The following is a 16392-nucleotide window of genomic DNA, read 5'->3' on the forward strand; positions in this document are numbered from 1 at the left end:
ATGGAGATTGAAGTCGGCGCGGGAACTTTGGTCAACGGAAATTGCGCGCGAAGGGCGGCGCTGTTTCAGATTGATACCGCGACGGAACGAGGTGCATCCCGCGCGCAACACTCGATTTGAATCGCATTGGAAGCGTCATGCTCGTCTGGACAAAGCCACGATCTGGCAACACGCTGATCATGCCCTGCATCATCAGGGCGCTCAGATTCGGGATCGACAGGTTTTGGGGCTGGACATGAAGTTCGTTACGGGTTTGCTGGCGGCGGTCTTGCTGTTCGCGGGCGTCGGGGCAAGTCACGCGGTGGTTCGCATCGCGGATGATCGTGGCGGACGGATCGGAACCTATGTCGACAGATATCAGGGATTGCGCACTTCCGGCGAAACCGTGATCATCGATGGCCTGTGCGCCTCGGCCTGTACGATCGTGCTCGGCGCGGTTCCGCGTGACCGGATCTGCGTCACCTCCAATGCCAATCTCGGCTTTCATGCGGCCTGGGACATGGGCGCCAATGGTCGCGCGGTGACCAACCCGGAAGCCACCCAGATGTTGTATTCGATGTATCCGACGCAGATTCGGCGCTGGATCTCCAAACGCGGCGGACTGAAGACGCAGATGATCTTCCTGCGCGGCCGCCAGCTGATGGGCATGTACAAGCCCTGTTACATGGATGCCCACGCCTCCAGCGCGCGCTAGAGCGTTTTCGAGCGAAGTGGATGCCGGTTCGCGTCAAGAAAACGCGTCAGAACAAAAAGCTAAAGGCCGATCTGGTTTTTATTCCATCAGCATGACGTGATGCCCTGCGGCGCCGGGAGCGCTTGCCCGCGCCGTCATCTCAGCCTATCTGGAACTAGGATGGCGGGCTCCTGAATGATCTCGAGCCTTGGCCGTTCTGAGATCGTCTGATGGTGCAGCCTTTATCGACGCCCGAGAGCACGATGCCCGCGTCCGAGCGGCCGTCACGGCTTGCGTCGGTCATTGTTGCATCGGCCGCGGCATTCGTGGCGCTCCTTGTGGTGGGCGCCATCGGGCTGTGGGCACATTACGGCACGGCCGTATTTTTCGAGATGATCAAGACTGGCATCGCCGCCTGCATGTGATCGGCTGCCAAGGGTAATTCAGGGGACATTCCATGACTGATCGAACCACCCGGCCGCTGGTCATTATTGCTGCCTTCGCCGGCAGTCTCGCGGCGGGATTGCTGGTCGTGTTGTGGCTGACGGGTGGTTTTCGCAATGTCGCCGCACCGGCCTCGATCGGCGGTCCGTTCCAGCTCACCGATCAGTCCGGCCAGACCGTCACCGAGCAGAGCCTGAAGGGCAAGCCGACGCTGGTCTTCTTCGGCTTCACCCATTGCCCGGACATCTGCCCGACCTCGCTGTTCGAAATGTCGGAAGTGCTGCGCGCGATGGGCAAGGACGCCGATCGTATCAATACCTATTTCGTCTCGGTCGATCCCGAGCGCGATACGGCACCGATCATGAAGGAATATCTGTCGAGCTTCGATCCGCACCTGAAGGGTTTGACCGGCACGCCTGATGCGGTGGCGAAGGTGATTTCCGGCTACCGCGTCTATGCCAAGAAGGTGCCGACCAAGGACGGCGACTATACGATGGATCACACCGCGCTGATCTATCTGATGGACCGCGACGGCAATTTCGTCGCGCCGTTCAACCTCAAGCGCAAGCCGGAAGAAGCGGCCACGGATCTCAAGCGCTATCTCTGAACTCGCCTGCGGTTCGCTGCCATCGTGCCGGTCCGATGCACGAGGCCGTGCTCGGTCTTTTCCCAGTGATGGCGCCGGGTCCAGAATTGCCACAGCGCGCGCCAGGTCGCGATCGAGAGACATCCCCAATAGATCGGCGTCAGGGCCAGGATCCAGCCATCGCGCAGGCGGCCACGGCGCACCAGACCGGTGAGGCCGAGGACGCAGGTCGCGATGAAGCCGCAGGCGATGGCCAGCACGTGCAGTGACGACAGCCGGTCGCCAAGCAGCAGGGTGCTATCGGCAAGCAGCAGGCAGGCGATAAGTTTGACCACCAGCACCGTAAAAGCCAGCGACGTCAGGATATTGCCGCCGAAGACGATGTTGAGTGCGAGGAATCCCCGCGCACCGGCTTCGTCCCACAGTTTTCGGGGATCGCGCATATGCACGGCCCAGGTCTGCATCCAGCCCTTCATCCAGCGTGAGCGTTGTCGCAGCCACGCGCCGAACGCGATCGGTGCTTCCTCAAGCGTGACCGATGGAATGGTCACCGAGCGATAGCCCAGCCGCGCCAGGCGGATCCCGAGGTCGGCATCTTCCGTGACGTTATAGGCGTCCCAGCCGCCGATGCCGCGCAAGGTGTCGGTGCGGAAATGATTGGAGGTGCCGCCAAGCGGCAGTGGCATGCCCAATGCGACCAGCCCGGGCAGGAAGACCGCGAACAGCCCGGCATATTCGACTGCCGCCATGCGCGACAGCAGGCTGTGCGTCAGATTGTCGAAATGCAGCCCAGCCTGAACGCAGGCGACGTCGTCGTTGTGCTGGCGAAACATGCCGAGCGCGGCGCGCAATTGGCCGGGGGCGGGATCGTCTTCGGCATCGAACACGGTCAGAAAGCTGCCGCGCACGAAGGGAAGTGCAACATTCAGCGCCTTCGGCTTGGTTTTCGGACCCGTCGCCTGTGCGATCAGGACCTGAACCTGCGGCCCCGGCCGGGCTCTGGCAACCGCCGCGCGGGTCCGCAGATCGTCGGGCTCGAGCACCAGAATGATGTCGAGTTTTTCGGAGGGATAGTCGAGCCTTTGCAGGGATCGCAACAGACCCGGAACGGACATCTCCTCGCGATAGAGCGCGACGACCACCGAGTAGATCGGAAGTTGGTCGTCGCGCAAAGGCGGAAATTGTTGCTCCGGCTGCGGCGGCACCAGCACGCAAGTCAGCCTGAGAAGCGAAAAGGCGAGAAACCAGATCGCCGCCAGGCCGCCGATCAGATCCATCGTCAGCGCCGGATACAGAAGCGCGAGAACCGCGCATACCAGCAGCAGAAGCGCCGGCTGCAATCCTTTGCGCCAACCGACGGCCGACTTGGCCGACATGGCAGGTCGCGTCTGCAGCAGGCCTTCGGCGGCGATATCCGAAAGCGCGTCGCCGGTCTGCTCGGTCAGATATTGATGCAGGTGACGCCGCGTGGTCAGCTGAATGCGCGCGATCAGCGATGGATATGTGGTGGAGAAACGCATCAGCCGCCGTGCCGTAAAGGCGCGCGGCGTGACGATCCAGTTGAGTGTGTCATCCTCCTGGAGGGGCAGGATGCCGAACTCTGCGATCCCCGGAAGATCGGCATCCGCCAGGGGACAGTGAGCGCGCCCGACTGTCGAGAGATCGTCGAAGTCGATGCTGAGGTGGCGGGCCAGATGCGCGACATACTTTTCCTCGCTGATGACGCCCCATTGGATCAGGACCTGATCGGCGCCCAGATTGAGCTCGCGGCTCCGGCGCTCCGCGGCGTGCAGAAGCGGGACCGGGAGTATGCCGCGCAGGCAGTCGAGCTCGCTGGCTGGTTCCGCGCGCCGGTCCGACCCGTCTCGCTCCGGCATGGGGAAGGAGGTCATCCTGCCGATCGGCAGAGGAGGAGAGCGTAGCGCGGCGGCCGGCTGGCGCGAAACGCGCGGCCGATGACCCCGGGAAGATTGCTGCACCCCCATGCAACGCCCTCACACCACAAACGCTACTCGCGTCTCGCGCCGGATGGTCTATAAGACCGCGATCCGGAAGCACCCTATGCAACCACAGATGGTTAATTCCCGCAACCAAATACCGCTGATGAAGTGTCGCGCAACTGCGCTGACCCTTGGCGCTTTGCTGGCCGCATGGATGTCGCTGTTTTCGGCCGCACCGGCTTTGGCGCAGACGTCGGCTCCGGCTGTGAGCCAGCCCGGTCCGCAGGCCGTGCCGGGCTTCTGGGATCCGCGTCGCCGTCCGGACCGGCCGGACCTGTCGCGCATCACCGTGATCCGCTTCCTGACCGAGACCGACTACCCGCCGTTCAACTTCACCGGCCCCGACGGCAATCCGGCGGGCTTCAACGTCGATCTCGCACGTCTTCTCTGCGAGGAGATCAAGGTCACCTGCACGGTGCAGATGCGCCGCTTCGAGACGTTGCTCGATGCCATTTCCAGCAACCGGGGCGACGCGATCATCGCCTCCATGGCGGTGACGCCGCAGATTCGCGCCCGCGTTGATTTCACCGATCCCTATTACCGTGCGCCGGCGCGCTTCGTGGCCCGCAAGAATGCGGTGATGCCGGAGATCCGCCCGGAATATCTCGAAGGCAAGAAGGTCGGCGTGATCGCGGGCTCGACCCATGAGGCCTATCTGAAGGCGATGTTCACCGATGCGGTGCTGGTGCCTTTTCCAAGCGACGATGCGCTACGCCAGGCGCTGAAACGCAGCGAGGTCGATTTCATCTTCGGCGATGCGATCTCGTTCGCCTTCTGGATCAATGGCAGCGATTCCGCCGATTGTTGCGCCTTCAGCGGCGGGCCCTTCATCGAAAGCCGTTTCTTCGGCGAGGGCATCGGCATCGCCGTCCGCAAGGGCAACGACACGCTGCGCCAGGCGCTGAACTGGGCCCTGTTCCGGGTCTGGGAGAAAGGCCGCTACACCGATTTGTGGCTGCGTTATTTCTCGGTCAGCCCCTTCTAACTCTCTCAATTCGCGGTTTGGCATTTCGGTGCGGAGCCGCTAGGTTCCGCGGCCCGGAGGCCCAAAACACGATGTCCACGCTAGACCCCACCATGAGCCCGAGCGAGCTGCGCGCGCTCGCCGAGACTTCCAACGCCTGGCCGTTCGAGCAGGCGAAGGCGCTGGTGGCGCGTCTGAAGAAAACGCCGAAAGACGAAGTGCTGTTCGAGACCGGCTACGGTCCGTCGGGCCTGCCGCATATCGGCACTTTCGGCGAGGTCGCGCGCACGACCATGGTGCGCCATGCCTTTCGCGTACTCACCGAGGACAAGATCAAGACCCGGCTGATTGCCTTCTCCGACGACATGGACGGTCTGCGCAAGGTGCCGGACAATGTGCCGAACAAGGACATGCTGGCATCGCATCTAGGCAAGCCGCTGACGCGGGTGCCGGATCCGTTCTCGAACGAATATCCGTCCTTCGGCGCGGCCAACAATGCACGGCTGCGCGTCTTCCTGGATCAGTTCGGCTTCGACTACGAATTCGCTTCGTCGACCGACTACTACACATCTGGCCGCTTCGACACGACGCTGCTGAAGATGCTCGCAGTCTATGACAAGGTCATGGACATCATTCTGCCGACCCTGGGCCCGGATCGCCGTGCGACCTATTCGCCGTTCCTCCCCATTAGCAAGACAACGGGTGTGGTGCTGCAGGTGCCGATGATCCGGCGCGACGTGGCTGCCGGCACCGTCACCTATGTCGATCCTGACACTAACGAAGAAGTCACGACGCCGGTCACCGGCGGCAATGTGAAGTGCCAGTGGAAGGCCGACTGGGCGATGCGCTGGGCGGCGCTCGGCATCGACTATGAAATGGCCGGCAAGGATCTCATCGATTCCGTAAAGCTGTCGGGCAAGATCTGCGCTGCGCTTGGCGGCACGCCGCCGGAAGGCTTCAACTATGAGCTCTTCCTCGACGACAAGGGCGGCAAGATCTCGAAGTCGAAGGGCAACGGCCTGACCATCGACGAATGGCTGCGCTATGCCTCGCCGGAATCGCTGTCGCTGTTCATGTATCGCGAGCCGAAGGCGGCCAAGCGGCTGTTCTTCGACGTCATCCCGCGCAATGTCGACGAATATCAGCAGTTCGTCGAAGGCTATGCGAAGCAGGATCCCAAGCAGCGCCTGTCCAATCCGGCCTGGCATATCCATGCCGGCGATCCGCCGGTGGCGGACATGCCGGTCACGTTCCAGCTCCTGCTGACGCTGGTGTCGTCGTCGAATGCCGAGAATGCCGAAACCCTGTGGGGCTTCATCCGGCGTTATCGACCGGGCGTCTCCGCGGCGACGCATCCGCGGCTCGACGCGATGGTCGGCTATGCCATCAACTACTATCGGGACTTCGTGGCGCCGACCAAGACGTTCCGCGAGCCCACCGATGTCGAGCGCGTGGCGCTGCAGGATCTGCGCGATGCGCTCTCGCAACTGCCGGCGGAGGCCACGCCGGAAGACATCCAGAACGCGGTCTATGAGATCGGCCGCCGCGAGCCGTTCCTTGATCACAAGAAGCTCGCCAAGGATGGCCGGCCCGGGGTCTCGCTCGACTGGTTCAACATGCTGTACCAGGTGCTGCTCGGCCAGGAGAAGGGCCCGCGCTTCGGGTCCTTCGTCGCGGTCTATGGCGTGCAGAATGCGATCAACATGATCGACGGCGCGCTGGCGCGCTCGGCCTGAGGCTTACACCCAACGAAACGTCAAAGGCGCGCTTCCTGACGGAGCGCGCCTTTTTCTTGATGCCTATTTTGGCGCTGCTGCCGGCGTGACAGGCTCCGGCATTGCCGACGAGTGGTGATGCGCGATCAGCCATTTCTTGTCGCGGTAGACATAGACATAGCTGTAGCGGGCCTTGACGATTTGCGTATCGCTGGGGGATTTTCCGGACAGTGTGAAGGTGTAGGTGCCGACGTCGGATGCCATGTTGCAGCCGATCTTGACGGTGCGCGTGTCGATCTTGCCTTGCGGGTGCTTCTTCAGAAAATCCACGAAGTAGCTCTGGATCGACGCGCTGTCGGTGCGCGGCGTGTTCGACACCGTCGGCAGCAGCACCGCGTCCGAGGCGTAATTGGCGGTGACCTTGGCGGGGTCGAGCGTTGCGAGCGAGGCATTCCAGCGGTCGAATAGCGCTTCGATCTGCTTTGTCGTGACGACCGCGCAGGTCATGGGCTTCGCATGTGCGAGAGAACCTGCGCTAACGAGGGCCAGCGCGATCGCGCCGGCAACGATTGTTCTGGTTTTCATGGCGCCACCGAAGGTTGCGAGTTTCGGATAGGGAACTCGCATGGATCATTCGGTGACCGGACGCCAGTCCAGAGTGTGTTCGGTTACTGGCTCGCCCAGACGATGCGCGCGATCCAGGCGATGTCGGCGGCCGGAAAGCTGCGGTCGACATGGTTCGGATTGAGCGACTGCAGCTCGATGATCTTCGTGGTTCGGCGCTTCAATTCCTTCGCCATCACCTCGCCGTCCTTGGTCTTGACCACGACGCGGTCGCCTTTGCGGATCTGCGCTTCAGGCGAGACGACGATGATGTCGCCGTCGCGATAAGCGGGCTTCATCGAGTCGCCAGAGATCTTCAGCGCATAAGCGTGCTCGTCATTCACCGACGGCAGGCCCACTTCGTCCCAGCCCTTGCTGCCGGCGGGAAAACCCGCGTCGTCGAAGTAACCGCCATGGCCGGCCTGTGCGAAGCCGAGCAGCGGCACCGACTGCACGATGCGCTTGGTGCCTTCGATCAGCGTGACGAAGCTGTCGATGGTCACGCCGGTTGCGGTCAGCGCCTTCGAGACCGACTCCGTCGACGGCCAGCGTTCGCGGCCGTCGTTGGTGATGCGCTTGGATTTGTTGAAGGTCGTGGCGTCGAGCCCCGCCTTCTTCGCAAGGCCGGAGGGTGACATGCCGTTGCGCTCTGCGAGGCGGTCGAGGGCGTTCCAGATCTGGGCGTGCGAGAGCATCATCGGTTTCGGTCCCTTGGCCCGGATTTCTGCGGGGCGGTGAATCGTGGCGAAATCTAGGAATTATTGCCGTGAATGCACGGATTTCGCAACAGGCATTTGAAAAAAATGTGCAGCCTTGAAGTGGAGGGGGGGCGCCGATACGGTCGACTGTCGGCTCCAGCCATCGAATCCCGCGACTGGGCGTCCACACCACATCGAAAACAGCTGATTCAACCAAATTGGAAGTCTGGGCGGTTGCGCACCATCTATAAAATCTGTCCAGCCTCGAGCTGGCGCGAGGCTGAGCGCCAGGGCACCTATCGCGGCAGCGCCGACGATGCCCGGGACGGCTTCATCCACTTCTCGACCGCGGCACAGCTCCCCGAGACGCTCCGGAAGTACTATTTCGGCCAGACCGGCCTGTTTCTGGTCGCTGTGGACGCAGACGCACTCGGTGACGACCTGCGCTGGGAGCCATCCCGCGGCGGCGATCTGTTCCCGCATCTCTACGGCGAACTCGATCTCGGCGCCGTCACGGCCGTCATGGATCTGCGTGCGCGCTCCGACGGCAACCATGACATTCCGGAGCTCAAATCGTGATCCGCGCTTTCGATGCCTTTTCCCTGCCGATGCTGCGCATGCTCGATGCCGAAGACGCGCACCGCCTCGCGATCCGCGGGTTGCGCATGCTGCCTTACGCCCGCCCGCGGCCGGACGATCCGAAACTCGCAGTCCGCGCATTCGGCCTGAACTTCCCCAATCCGGTGGGGATCGCCGCCGGCTTCGACAAGAATGCTGAGGTGCCGGACGCGCTGCTCCGTCTCGGCTTCGGTTTCGCCGAGATCGGCTCGGTGACGCCGAAGCCCCAATCCGGCAACCCACGCCCGCGCATCTTTCGGCTGGAGCGTGACGAAGCGGTCATCAACCGGCTCGGCTTCAACAATGACGGTGCGGAGGTCGTGCTGCGTCGGCTGGCTGCACGTGCGCAGAATGGCGGTATCGTCGGCGTCAATGTCGGTGCCAACAAGGATTCGCCCGATCGCACGCAGGATTATGTGCGGCTGATCGAGACCTTTGCGCCGGTGGCGAGCTATTTCACCGTCAACGTGTCATCGCCGAACACGCCGGGCCTGCGCAATCTGCAGCAGGCCGCCGAGCTCGACGATCTGCTGGCCCGGGTGATCGATGCCCGTGAGCGCGTTCGCAAGAATGCGGGAGATTCTCCGGTGCTGCTGAAGATCGCGCCCGATCTCAGCCTCGCCGACCTCGACGATGTCGTCCATGTCGCGCGCTCGCGCCGCGTCGATGGCATGATCGTCGCGAACACCACGATCGGCCGTCCCTCGACCTTGCGCGAACAGGCACGCTCGAAAGAGCAGGGCGGATTATCCGGGCGGCCCTTGTTCAGGCTGTCCACCCGCATGGTGGCAGAGACCTTCGTACGTGTCGAAGGTGCATTTCCGCTGATCGGCGCCGGCGGCATCGACAGCGGCGGTGCGGCGCTGACCAAGATTCGCGCGGGTGCGAGCCTGATCCAGCTCTATTCGGCGCTGGTCTATAAAGGCGTCGGCCTTGTCGACAGCATCAAGGCGGACCTGTCCTCGACGCTGCTGCGCACCGGCCGTGATTCACTGTCGGAAATCGTCGGCGCCGATGCGGCGACGATCACAGCGGAAGACTGGCCGGCGTAAGCCAGGCCTGCTGCGGAAACGACTGTCGCAGCAGGGCTGGATGACGCAGCGCTTGCAAAGCGCCGCGCGACAGCATGAACACCAGAAACGCGAGCCATAGTCCGGTATTGCCAAGGCTGGCCAGTGCGAACCATGCGGCGATGTAAATCGCTAACGCCAGCAGCATCAGGTTGCGCATGTCGCGCGCCCACGATGCGCCGATATAGATGCCGTCATAGGCGTAAGCGAGGACGCCACAGGCGGGCGCCAGCGCCGCCAGCAGCATGTAGTTCCGCGCAGCGAGCCGAACTTCGGGGCTGGTGGTGATGAAATCGATCAGCAGGCCGCCTAACAGCACGAATAGCAACGTGACAGCGATGCCGAATGCCGTGCTCCAGATCAGGACGAGCTTTACGGCCCGGGAAAATTGCTTGCGGTCGCGAGCGCCGGTGCCTTGACCGCAGAGCTGCTCAGCGGCGGTGGCGATGCCGTCGAGGAAGAACGAGCCGATCATGACGAAGTTGTTGAGCACTGCATTGGCAGCCAGGGTCAGGTCGCCTGCACGGGCGCCCTGCGCCGTGAAGAAGAGAAATGCAGCAATCAGTGCTGCCGTACGGATCATGATGTCGCGATTGACTGCGAACAACCGTAGTAGCCGGATGCGGTCGAACAGGACCGCGCGCGGCACATCGATGCGGCCGCCAAGGATTTTCCACACGGCGATGAGGCCGGCGAGAAAGCCCGCGGTTTCCGCGATCACCGTGGCCAGTGCTGCGCCACTGACGCCAAAGTCGAATTGCAGGACCAGCAGGGAGGTGAGTGCCATGTTGGCGAGATTGATGCCGACCTGCAGTGCCAGAGCGATCCCGGTGCGCGCCCGGCCGACCAGCCAGCCGAGAATGACATAGTTGCCGAGCATCAGCGGCGCGGACCAGAGTCGGATGAAGAAATACTGGCGTGCGGCGGATGTGACGGCGTCGCTGCCGCCCATGATGCTGAACACCAGCGCCGCCAGCGGTGTCCGCAAGATAATCAGCGTCAGCCCGATCGCCGCTCCGAGCATCAACGCGCGCAGCAGGATAGCGCGCACCTCGATCCGGTCACCGGCGCCAAGCGCCTGTGCGGTGAAGGCAACCGTCGCCATGCGCAAAAATCCGAACAGCCAGAAAATGCAGTCGAATGCCACGGAGGCCAAAGCCACACCGCCGAGCAGGTGCGGGTCGCCAAGCCTGCCGATTGCCGCGGTCGAGACGATGCCGATCAGAGGCGTCGTCAGATTGGCCAGCATGGCCGGGCCGGCAATGGCAAAGACGCGCCTGTTGGTGACGGACAATCCCGACGACATCAATGCAGCCTGAAGCGGATGATGCGCGTCTCAGCGGCCGCGGGGGGCGCTGAACAGCCGCATGATCAGCCAGATCGGCACGACGATCACGGCGCCGAGCAGGAAGTAGCGCCAGAGGCCATTGATGGCATCGAAGCCGAGGTCATAGACCCACTGGAACAGGCGGCGGATGCTGGTGACAATGTTCCACGGATCGAAGCCGATGGCGGCGAGAACGACGCCGACCAGGATCGACAGCAGGATCAGCCGGCCGAGTACCGCCAGCGGCGAACCGCCGAGGAAGCGCGCCAGGCCGTCATTGTTGGCCGGCAAGTCCCGGGTCTCATTTGGCTGCATCATGGTCTCCTGCGCGCAAATCGCGCGCTGATCATAGGTGGTCCCACGCAAATGGGGAACCCGGCTCGTTCGTCAAGTATGGACCGTCAAGGCGTCGCAGGCTCGGGCGGCGCAATTGTGGTCTCCGCCTTCAGCATGCGCTCCAGCGTCTCCAGCCGGTCGGCCTCACGTGGCGGCTTGTCCCAGCGCAACCGGCTGATGCGGGGAAACCGCATTGCGACCCCCGACTTGTGCCGGGGCGAGCGCGCCAGCCCTTCAAAGGCGACTTCGAGTACGAGACCCTTGTCTGGTTGATGGGTGACGTGGCGGACCGGGCCGAACTTTTCGGTGGTGTTGCGGCGGACGAAGCGATCGATTTGCAACAGCTCCTCGTCGGTGAAGCCGAAATAGGCTTTGCCGACCGGTACCAGCTGGTCGCCGCTCTCGCCGGCGGTCCAGACGCCGAAGGTGTAATCCGAATAATAGGACGAGCGCTTGCCGTGGCCGCGCTGTGCATACATCAGCACGGCGTCGATGATGTGCGGATCGCGCTTCCATTTCCACCACTGGCCTTTCGGTCGTCCCGGGAGATAAGCGGAATCGCGCCGCTTCAGCATCACGCCTTCGACGGCATCGGCATCTTCGCCGGCTCCGGCACTGACAGGATCGGCACGCGCGGCGGTGAGGGCATCCCATGTTGCGAACGGGATCTGGTCGGACAGATCGATCCTGTCGTCGTCCAGCTCTGTGATGAATCTTTCCAGTTTGGTTCGTCGCTGTTCGAATGGCAGTTCGCGCAAATCCGTCTCGCCGTCGCTGAGCAGGTCATAGGCGCGCAGATGGATGGGATATTCCTTCATCAGCTTCGGCGTCACGCTTTTCCGGTTCAGCCGTTGTTGCAGCACATTGAATGACTGTACGCGGCCCTCGCGCAGCACCAGCAACTCGCCATCGATCGCGCCGGGCAAACGCAGCGATGGCGTCAGGTCCGGGAAGCTTCCGGTGATGTCCTCGCCGGTGCGCGAATAGAGCCGCGTGACGATCCTGTCGTCATCGCCTTTGCCGCTGACCGCCTGAATCCGGATGCCATCCCATTTCCACTCCGCGACGAAATCGGACGCGTCGAGATTGGCGAAGTCGGAATCTTCGATGGCATGTGCCAGCATCACCGGGCGGAACGGCGCCGGATCGCGATTGACCGGCTTCTCGGCGCGACCTTCGAGCCAGGCGAACAATTCGCCATAGGGCGGCGCAAGGCCGGGCCAGATCAGCTCGACGTCATGCGGGTCCTTGTCGCCGAGCGCCGCGGCGGCGGTCTTGGCCAGCCGCGCCGAAACGCCAATCCGCATCGCGCCGGTGACGAGCTTCAGCAGTGCCCAGCGGCCGGTCTCGTCGAGTTCATCGAGCCAGCGGGTGAGTTGTGCGGGCAATTCGGCCTTGCCGAGCGTGCGGAGTGTGGTGACGACTTCGGTGAGTGTCGGCGGTGGCGGGTTGTTGTGCGCGATGTCCTGGGCCTTCGGCCACATCAGCGCAACGGTCTCCGAGAGATCGCCGACATAGTCATAAGAGAGTTCAAACAACACCGAATCAGTTCGCGATGCGATCAGGTCGCGGATCAAGCCAGCTTTCGCATGCTTGAACGACAACGCCCCCGTCAGCGCCGCCAGCGCATAGCCACGATCGGGATCGGGCACTTCGCGAAAATAGCCCGTGATCAGCCGCAGCTTGTTGTTGCGGCCGGGTTCGTAGGCCAGGCGATCGAGCAGTTCGGCGAAGCGGTTCATGCCTCGGCGCTTTCGCCGGGCGGAAGTGTCTCTTCCTCCTCCTCGTCGCCATAGCCGATCAGCGCAAGAGGCCGCGCGGTCAGGCCTTTGCTCTGGCACCAATGCACAAGCGCGTCTTCTTGGCCATGCGTGACCCAGATTTCGCCGGCTCCAGTGGCGCCGATGGTGGCGCATAATCCATCCCAGTCCGCGTGATCTGAAATCACCAGCGGCAGCTCGACGCCACGTTGCCGCGCACGGGCGCGCACGCGCATCCAGCCGGACGCAAAGGCGGTGACTGGATCGGGAAAGCGCCGCGTCCACACATCCGATGTGGCCGACGGCGGCGCCAGCGCGATGGTGCCGGCGAGATCGGCTTTCTTGACGCCCTTCACCGGGCGCAGTTCGCCGAGATCGATGCCGCGGCTCTGATAATAGTGTGTGATCTTCTCCATCGCGCCGTGCAGATAGATCGGCGCATCATAACCGGCCTGACGGATCAGCTTGATGACCCGCTGCGCCTTTCCCAGCGAATAGGCGCCGACCAGATGCGCACGCTCCGGAAACAGCGCGACCGAGGCCAGCAGCTTCTTCACTTCATCGGCGGCATTGCCATGACGAAACACCGGAAGTCCGAACGTTGCCTCGGTGATGAACACGTCGCAGGGCACAACCTCGAACGGCGTGCAGGTCGGATCATGGGCGTCCTTGTAATCGCCAGATGCGACGATGCAGATATCCTTGCAGGTCACGGCCATCTGCGCCGAGCCGAGCACATGCCCGGCGGGGTGGCAGGACACCGTGACGTTGCCGAGTTTGATCGTCTCGCCATAGGCAATGGCCTGCGTGCTGCCGGCGAAATTGTCACCGTAGCGCAGCCGCATCATGTCGAGCGTTTCCTGCGTCGCCAGCACTGCGCCATGGCCGGGGCGGGCATGGTCGGAATGGCCGTGGGTGATCACGGCGCGCTCGACCGGTCTGACGGGGTCGATATGGAAGCCGCCCGGTTTGCAGCAAAGGCCGGCGGAAACCGGGATAAGGATGTCTTGCGGACGCATCTCGGTTATATAGGTCCGTCTTGGGTTGGTTCGAGTCATCCTGCGAACGCCCCGCCCTCCGATCGGTTCCCACCATGCCCGCGCGCTTGTTCATGTCATCCGGAGATATGAACGCCGACCGGCGTTTCGACTATGCGCGCGACCTGCAGGTGCAGGGCGATCTGGTGGCGGCGGCCGATCTGTTCGAGCAGGCCACTGATTTGGCGCCGGGCTTTGCCACCGCATGGTTCGTGCTCGGGGAGGTCCGAGAGCAGCTGGGTGACACCGCCGGCGCCATCGCCGCGTTTCGCCGCGCGCAGGCCTGTGATCCCGGTGATCGCAACGGTGCTGGTCTGCGGTTGATGCGGCTCGGCGCTGACGATCTCTCGGCCATGCCGGCGACCTATGTGACGGCGCTGTTCGATCAATACGCGCCCAAGTTCGACGCCGCGCTGGTCGATACACTCGGTTATCGCGGACCAGCGGTCCTGTTGGGCGCCGTGCGTGCCGCGTGCGCTGCGACGGATAGGGCGATGCTCTTCCCTCGCGCCATCGATCTCGGTTGCGGCACCGGGCTGGCGGCCGGCGCTTTTGCCGCCTGCACTGGCGCCATCATCGGCATCGACCTGTCGCCGCGCATGATCGAGCGCGCTCATGCCACCGGGCTTTACGCCGAGCTTGAAGTGGCCGAGATCGTCGAGGGTTTGTGCCGCCGGTCAGATAGCAGTGTCGAGCTGGTCATCGCAGCCGACGTCTTGATCTATCTGCACGACCTTGCGCCGGTTTTGCGAGAAGCTACGCGCGTGCTCGTTCCAGACGGGCTGCTCGCCTTTACGGCCGAGACACATGACGGCGACGGTGTCGCTCTCGGCGCGGGCTTGCGTTATGCGCAGAGCGAAGATCATCTGCGCGGCCTGATCGCAGCTGCTGGCCTGGCGCTCATTCATCTTGAACGCGTTTCGTCTCGCACGGAACGCGGCGTTGCCGCACCAGGACTGGTGGCCGTCGCGATCAAGCGTCGGCTTTAACGCCGTCGGGGTCAGCAAGGGCTCCTTGCAATGACAGCCGGGCAATAACGTCGGTGAGCGCCAAGCGTCATACCAATAAAAACCCCGGCCGCGAGGCCGGGGTTTTGCGTTTCGGCGATGTCGCCGTGATCAGTACTTCGCGACGACTGGGCTGTTGAAGTGATAGTTCAGCCCGGTGCGGAAGATGTGTTCGGAGACGTTGGTCGTGATGGTCGTGGTGTTGATCAGGTTCGAGGTCGAACCAAGGTCGACATAGAGATATTCCGTCTTCGAGGTCCAGTTCGGCCCGAACAGGCCGAGCAGGGTGAAAGGCGTCTCGATGCCGGCGCCCGCGGTCCAGCCGCTCCTCGTGGTCGATGCATTGAGCTGCACGACGCCGTCTTCGCTGGCCTTGGTCTTCACGCCGCCATAGGCGTAACCGCCGGTGGCATAGAACAGCGTCGAACCGACCGAGTAGCCGAGACGGCCGCGTACGGTGCCAAACCAGGGCAGCTTGGCGTCGAACGGGACGTCGCCCAGGCCAATGGCCGTCTTGTTGTCGCGCTGGCTGGAGGCCTGGATGTCGGTTTCCAGACCGTAGACCCAGTTCGCCATCTGCCAGTTGTAACCCAGCTGTACGCCGCCATTGATGCCATCGGGAGCGAGGTTGAAAGCATCGTAGGAAGGTAGGTCACCAAGGCCGTCACCGGCTTTGGAGACCGAGGTGCGGTCGCGTCCGATGCCCGAGCCGACATTGCCGCCGAGATACCAGCCGGTCCAGTTCGCTGCGGGCGCTGGCACATAGGTGCTGTTGTTGCCGCCAATGCGATAGTTCAGGCCGACGCGAAACAGATTCTCGCGCAGTTCAGTGGTGGTGGTCTGCGGAAGCGTGCCGAGCACCATCACCTGATCGGTCTTGTTGCCGAGGTTGAGATAGAGGTACTCGATCTTGCCGGTCCAGTTGCCGCCGAGAGATGCCTCGACGCCGCTGCCAACGGTCCAGCCGCCCTGGACGCGGCTCGTAGCCAGGGCAGGAAAGCCCAGGGAGGTGGTGGTGGTGGTGACGTTGCCATAGGCATAGCCACCGGTCACATAGCTGAGCACCGGACCCGTTGCCAGACCGACGCGGCCGCGCACCGTGCCGAACCAGTCGATTTTCTGGCTGTAGGTGTCCTGCGGCGCCAGCGGAAAGGCGCCGTTGTTCAGCAACGGATAGCTGTCCTTCAACTCGCCGCCCTGGATGTCCGCTTCGACGCCGTAGACCAGCGGGCCGAACATGGAGCCGGTCTGCCAGTTGTAGCCGATCTGGCCGCCGCCGAATCCGCCAGCGGGCTGCAGATAGGTCGAGGTGGCTGAGCCGGGAGTGATGGGGTCGTTGTTTTGCAGCCGATCCCGGCCGACGCCGTAGCCCGCGTTCACGCCCATGTAGAAGCCGGTCCAGTCATAAACCGCTGTTACCGGCACCTTGTAGTAGGGGGCCTTCACGGCCATGTCGGCGGCTTGCGCACCGGCGGTCAGTGAGAGCAGTGCCGCGGCGGTGAGGCGAAGGATTTTCATGATGGGATCCAGTTCAGGTTTCTGGCCGAACTATGA

General features: G+C 63.2%; 16 protein-coding genes. 8 read left to right on the top strand and 8 right to left on the bottom strand.

The genetic code is table 11. The features are described 5' to 3' along the window. The first annotated feature begins 235 nt into the window (after positions 1–235). From CHC01_RS23590 to CHC01_RS23600, 3 genes are all read left to right on the top strand, one after another. Positions 236–694: a Clp protease/crotonase-like domain-containing protein gene (locus tag CHC01_RS23590; RefSeq protein WP_089266785.1), complete on the top strand. Its 459-nt coding sequence runs from the start codon at positions 236–238 to the stop codon at positions 692–694. 242 nt (positions 695–936) lie between these two features. Continuing rightward, a complete protein-coding gene (locus CHC01_RS23595) occupies positions 937–1098 on the top strand; it encodes a hypothetical protein (protein WP_244528478.1) in 162 nt (53 codons plus the stop codon). 32 nt (positions 1099–1130) lie between these two features. After that, a complete protein-coding gene (locus tag CHC01_RS23600) occupies positions 1131–1724 on the top strand; it encodes an SCO family protein (RefSeq protein WP_089266787.1) in 594 nt (197 codons plus the stop codon). Here the strand turns inward: CHC01_RS23600 and CHC01_RS23605 are convergent. Next, positions 1715–3595: a glycosyltransferase gene (locus tag CHC01_RS23605; protein WP_176454691.1), complete on the bottom strand. Its 1881-nt coding sequence runs from the start codon at positions 3593–3595 to the stop codon at positions 1715–1717. The genes CHC01_RS23600 and CHC01_RS23605 overlap by 10 nt on opposite strands. Before the next feature lie 211 nt (positions 3596–3806). Here CHC01_RS23605 and CHC01_RS23610 point away from each other — a divergent pair, with 211 nt between their 5' ends. Continuing rightward, entirely contained in the window at positions 3807–4688 is an 882-nt protein-coding gene (locus tag CHC01_RS23610) for a transporter substrate-binding domain-containing protein (protein WP_420878639.1), read from the top strand. Between the two features lie 71 nt (positions 4689–4759). Then, positions 4760–6403 (top strand): lysine--tRNA ligase, encoded by a 1644-nt coding sequence (locus CHC01_RS23615; protein ID WP_089266790.1) that lies wholly within the window; start codon positions 4760–4762, stop codon positions 6401–6403. A 63-nt stretch (positions 6404–6466) separates the two neighbouring features. Here the strand turns inward: CHC01_RS23615 and CHC01_RS23620 are convergent, their stop codons facing one another. Both CHC01_RS23620 and CHC01_RS23625 read right to left on the bottom strand, forming a co-directional pair. After that, positions 6467–6967 carry an SgcJ/EcaC family oxidoreductase gene (locus CHC01_RS23620; RefSeq protein WP_089266926.1) on the bottom strand — a complete coding sequence of 167 codons (501 nt, stop codon included), beginning with the start codon at positions 6965–6967 and terminating at the stop codon, positions 6467–6469. An 83-nt stretch (positions 6968–7050) separates the two neighbouring features. Beyond that, positions 7051–7680, bottom strand: a complete 630-nt coding sequence (locus CHC01_RS23625) for a S24 family peptidase (RefSeq protein WP_089266927.1) — start codon at positions 7678–7680, stop codon at positions 7051–7053. Between the two features lie 237 nt (positions 7681–7917). Here CHC01_RS23625 and CHC01_RS23630 point away from each other — a divergent pair, with 237 nt between their 5' ends. Next, on the top strand, positions 7918–8262 hold the full coding sequence (locus tag CHC01_RS23630; RefSeq protein ID WP_170849835.1) for a DUF952 domain-containing protein: 345 nt from the start codon (positions 7918–7920) through the stop codon (positions 8260–8262). Beyond that, positions 8259–9353, top strand: coding sequence for a quinone-dependent dihydroorotate dehydrogenase (locus CHC01_RS23635; protein WP_089266792.1), 1095 nt, complete (start codon positions 8259–8261; stop codon positions 9351–9353). The genes CHC01_RS23630 and CHC01_RS23635 overlap by 4 nt, the downstream gene beginning before the upstream one ends. On the opposite strand, the gene CHC01_RS23640 is transcribed toward CHC01_RS23635, so the two are convergent. The 4 genes from CHC01_RS23640 to CHC01_RS23655 all read right to left on the bottom strand — a co-directional run bounded on the left by CHC01_RS23640 (position 9328) and on the right by CHC01_RS23655 (position 13813). Then, entirely contained in the window at positions 9328–10677 is a 1350-nt protein-coding gene (locus CHC01_RS23640) for an MATE family efflux transporter (protein WP_089266793.1), read from the bottom strand. The genes CHC01_RS23635 and CHC01_RS23640 overlap by 26 nt on opposite strands. A gap of 30 nt (positions 10678–10707) precedes the next feature. Continuing rightward, positions 10708–11013 carry a DUF6460 domain-containing protein gene (locus CHC01_RS23645; RefSeq protein ID WP_068737958.1) on the bottom strand — a complete coding sequence of 102 codons (306 nt, stop codon included), beginning with the start codon at positions 11011–11013 and terminating at the stop codon, positions 10708–10710. Between the two features lie 86 nt (positions 11014–11099). Continuing rightward, a complete protein-coding gene (locus tag CHC01_RS23650) occupies positions 11100–12776 on the bottom strand; it encodes an ATP-dependent DNA ligase (protein WP_089266794.1) in 1677 nt (558 codons plus the stop codon). After that, complete coding sequence (locus CHC01_RS23655) at positions 12773–13813, bottom strand: ligase-associated DNA damage response exonuclease (protein WP_089266795.1); 1041 nt, start codon at positions 13811–13813, stop codon at positions 12773–12775. The genes CHC01_RS23650 and CHC01_RS23655 overlap by 4 nt, the downstream gene beginning before the upstream one ends. Positions 13814–13887: 74 nt before the next feature. Between CHC01_RS23655 and CHC01_RS23660 the strand changes: the two genes are divergently transcribed. Next, on the top strand, positions 13888–14820 hold the full coding sequence (locus tag CHC01_RS23660) for a class I SAM-dependent DNA methyltransferase (protein ID WP_089266796.1): 933 nt from the start codon (positions 13888–13890) through the stop codon (positions 14818–14820). Between the two features lie 129 nt (positions 14821–14949). On the opposite strand, the gene CHC01_RS23665 is transcribed toward CHC01_RS23660, so the two are convergent. Further along, the gene (locus CHC01_RS23665; RefSeq protein WP_176454692.1) at positions 14950–16356 is read right to left on the bottom strand and encodes an outer membrane protein; all 1407 of its coding nucleotides are present in this window, start codon (positions 16354–16356) and stop codon (positions 14950–14952) included. Positions 16357–16392 lie beyond the last annotated feature (36 nt).

It is taken from the genome of Tardiphaga sp. OK246 (genome assembly GCF_900188215.1).
Taxonomy (GTDB): domain Bacteria; phylum Pseudomonadota; class Alphaproteobacteria; order Rhizobiales; family Xanthobacteraceae; genus Tardiphaga; species Tardiphaga robiniae.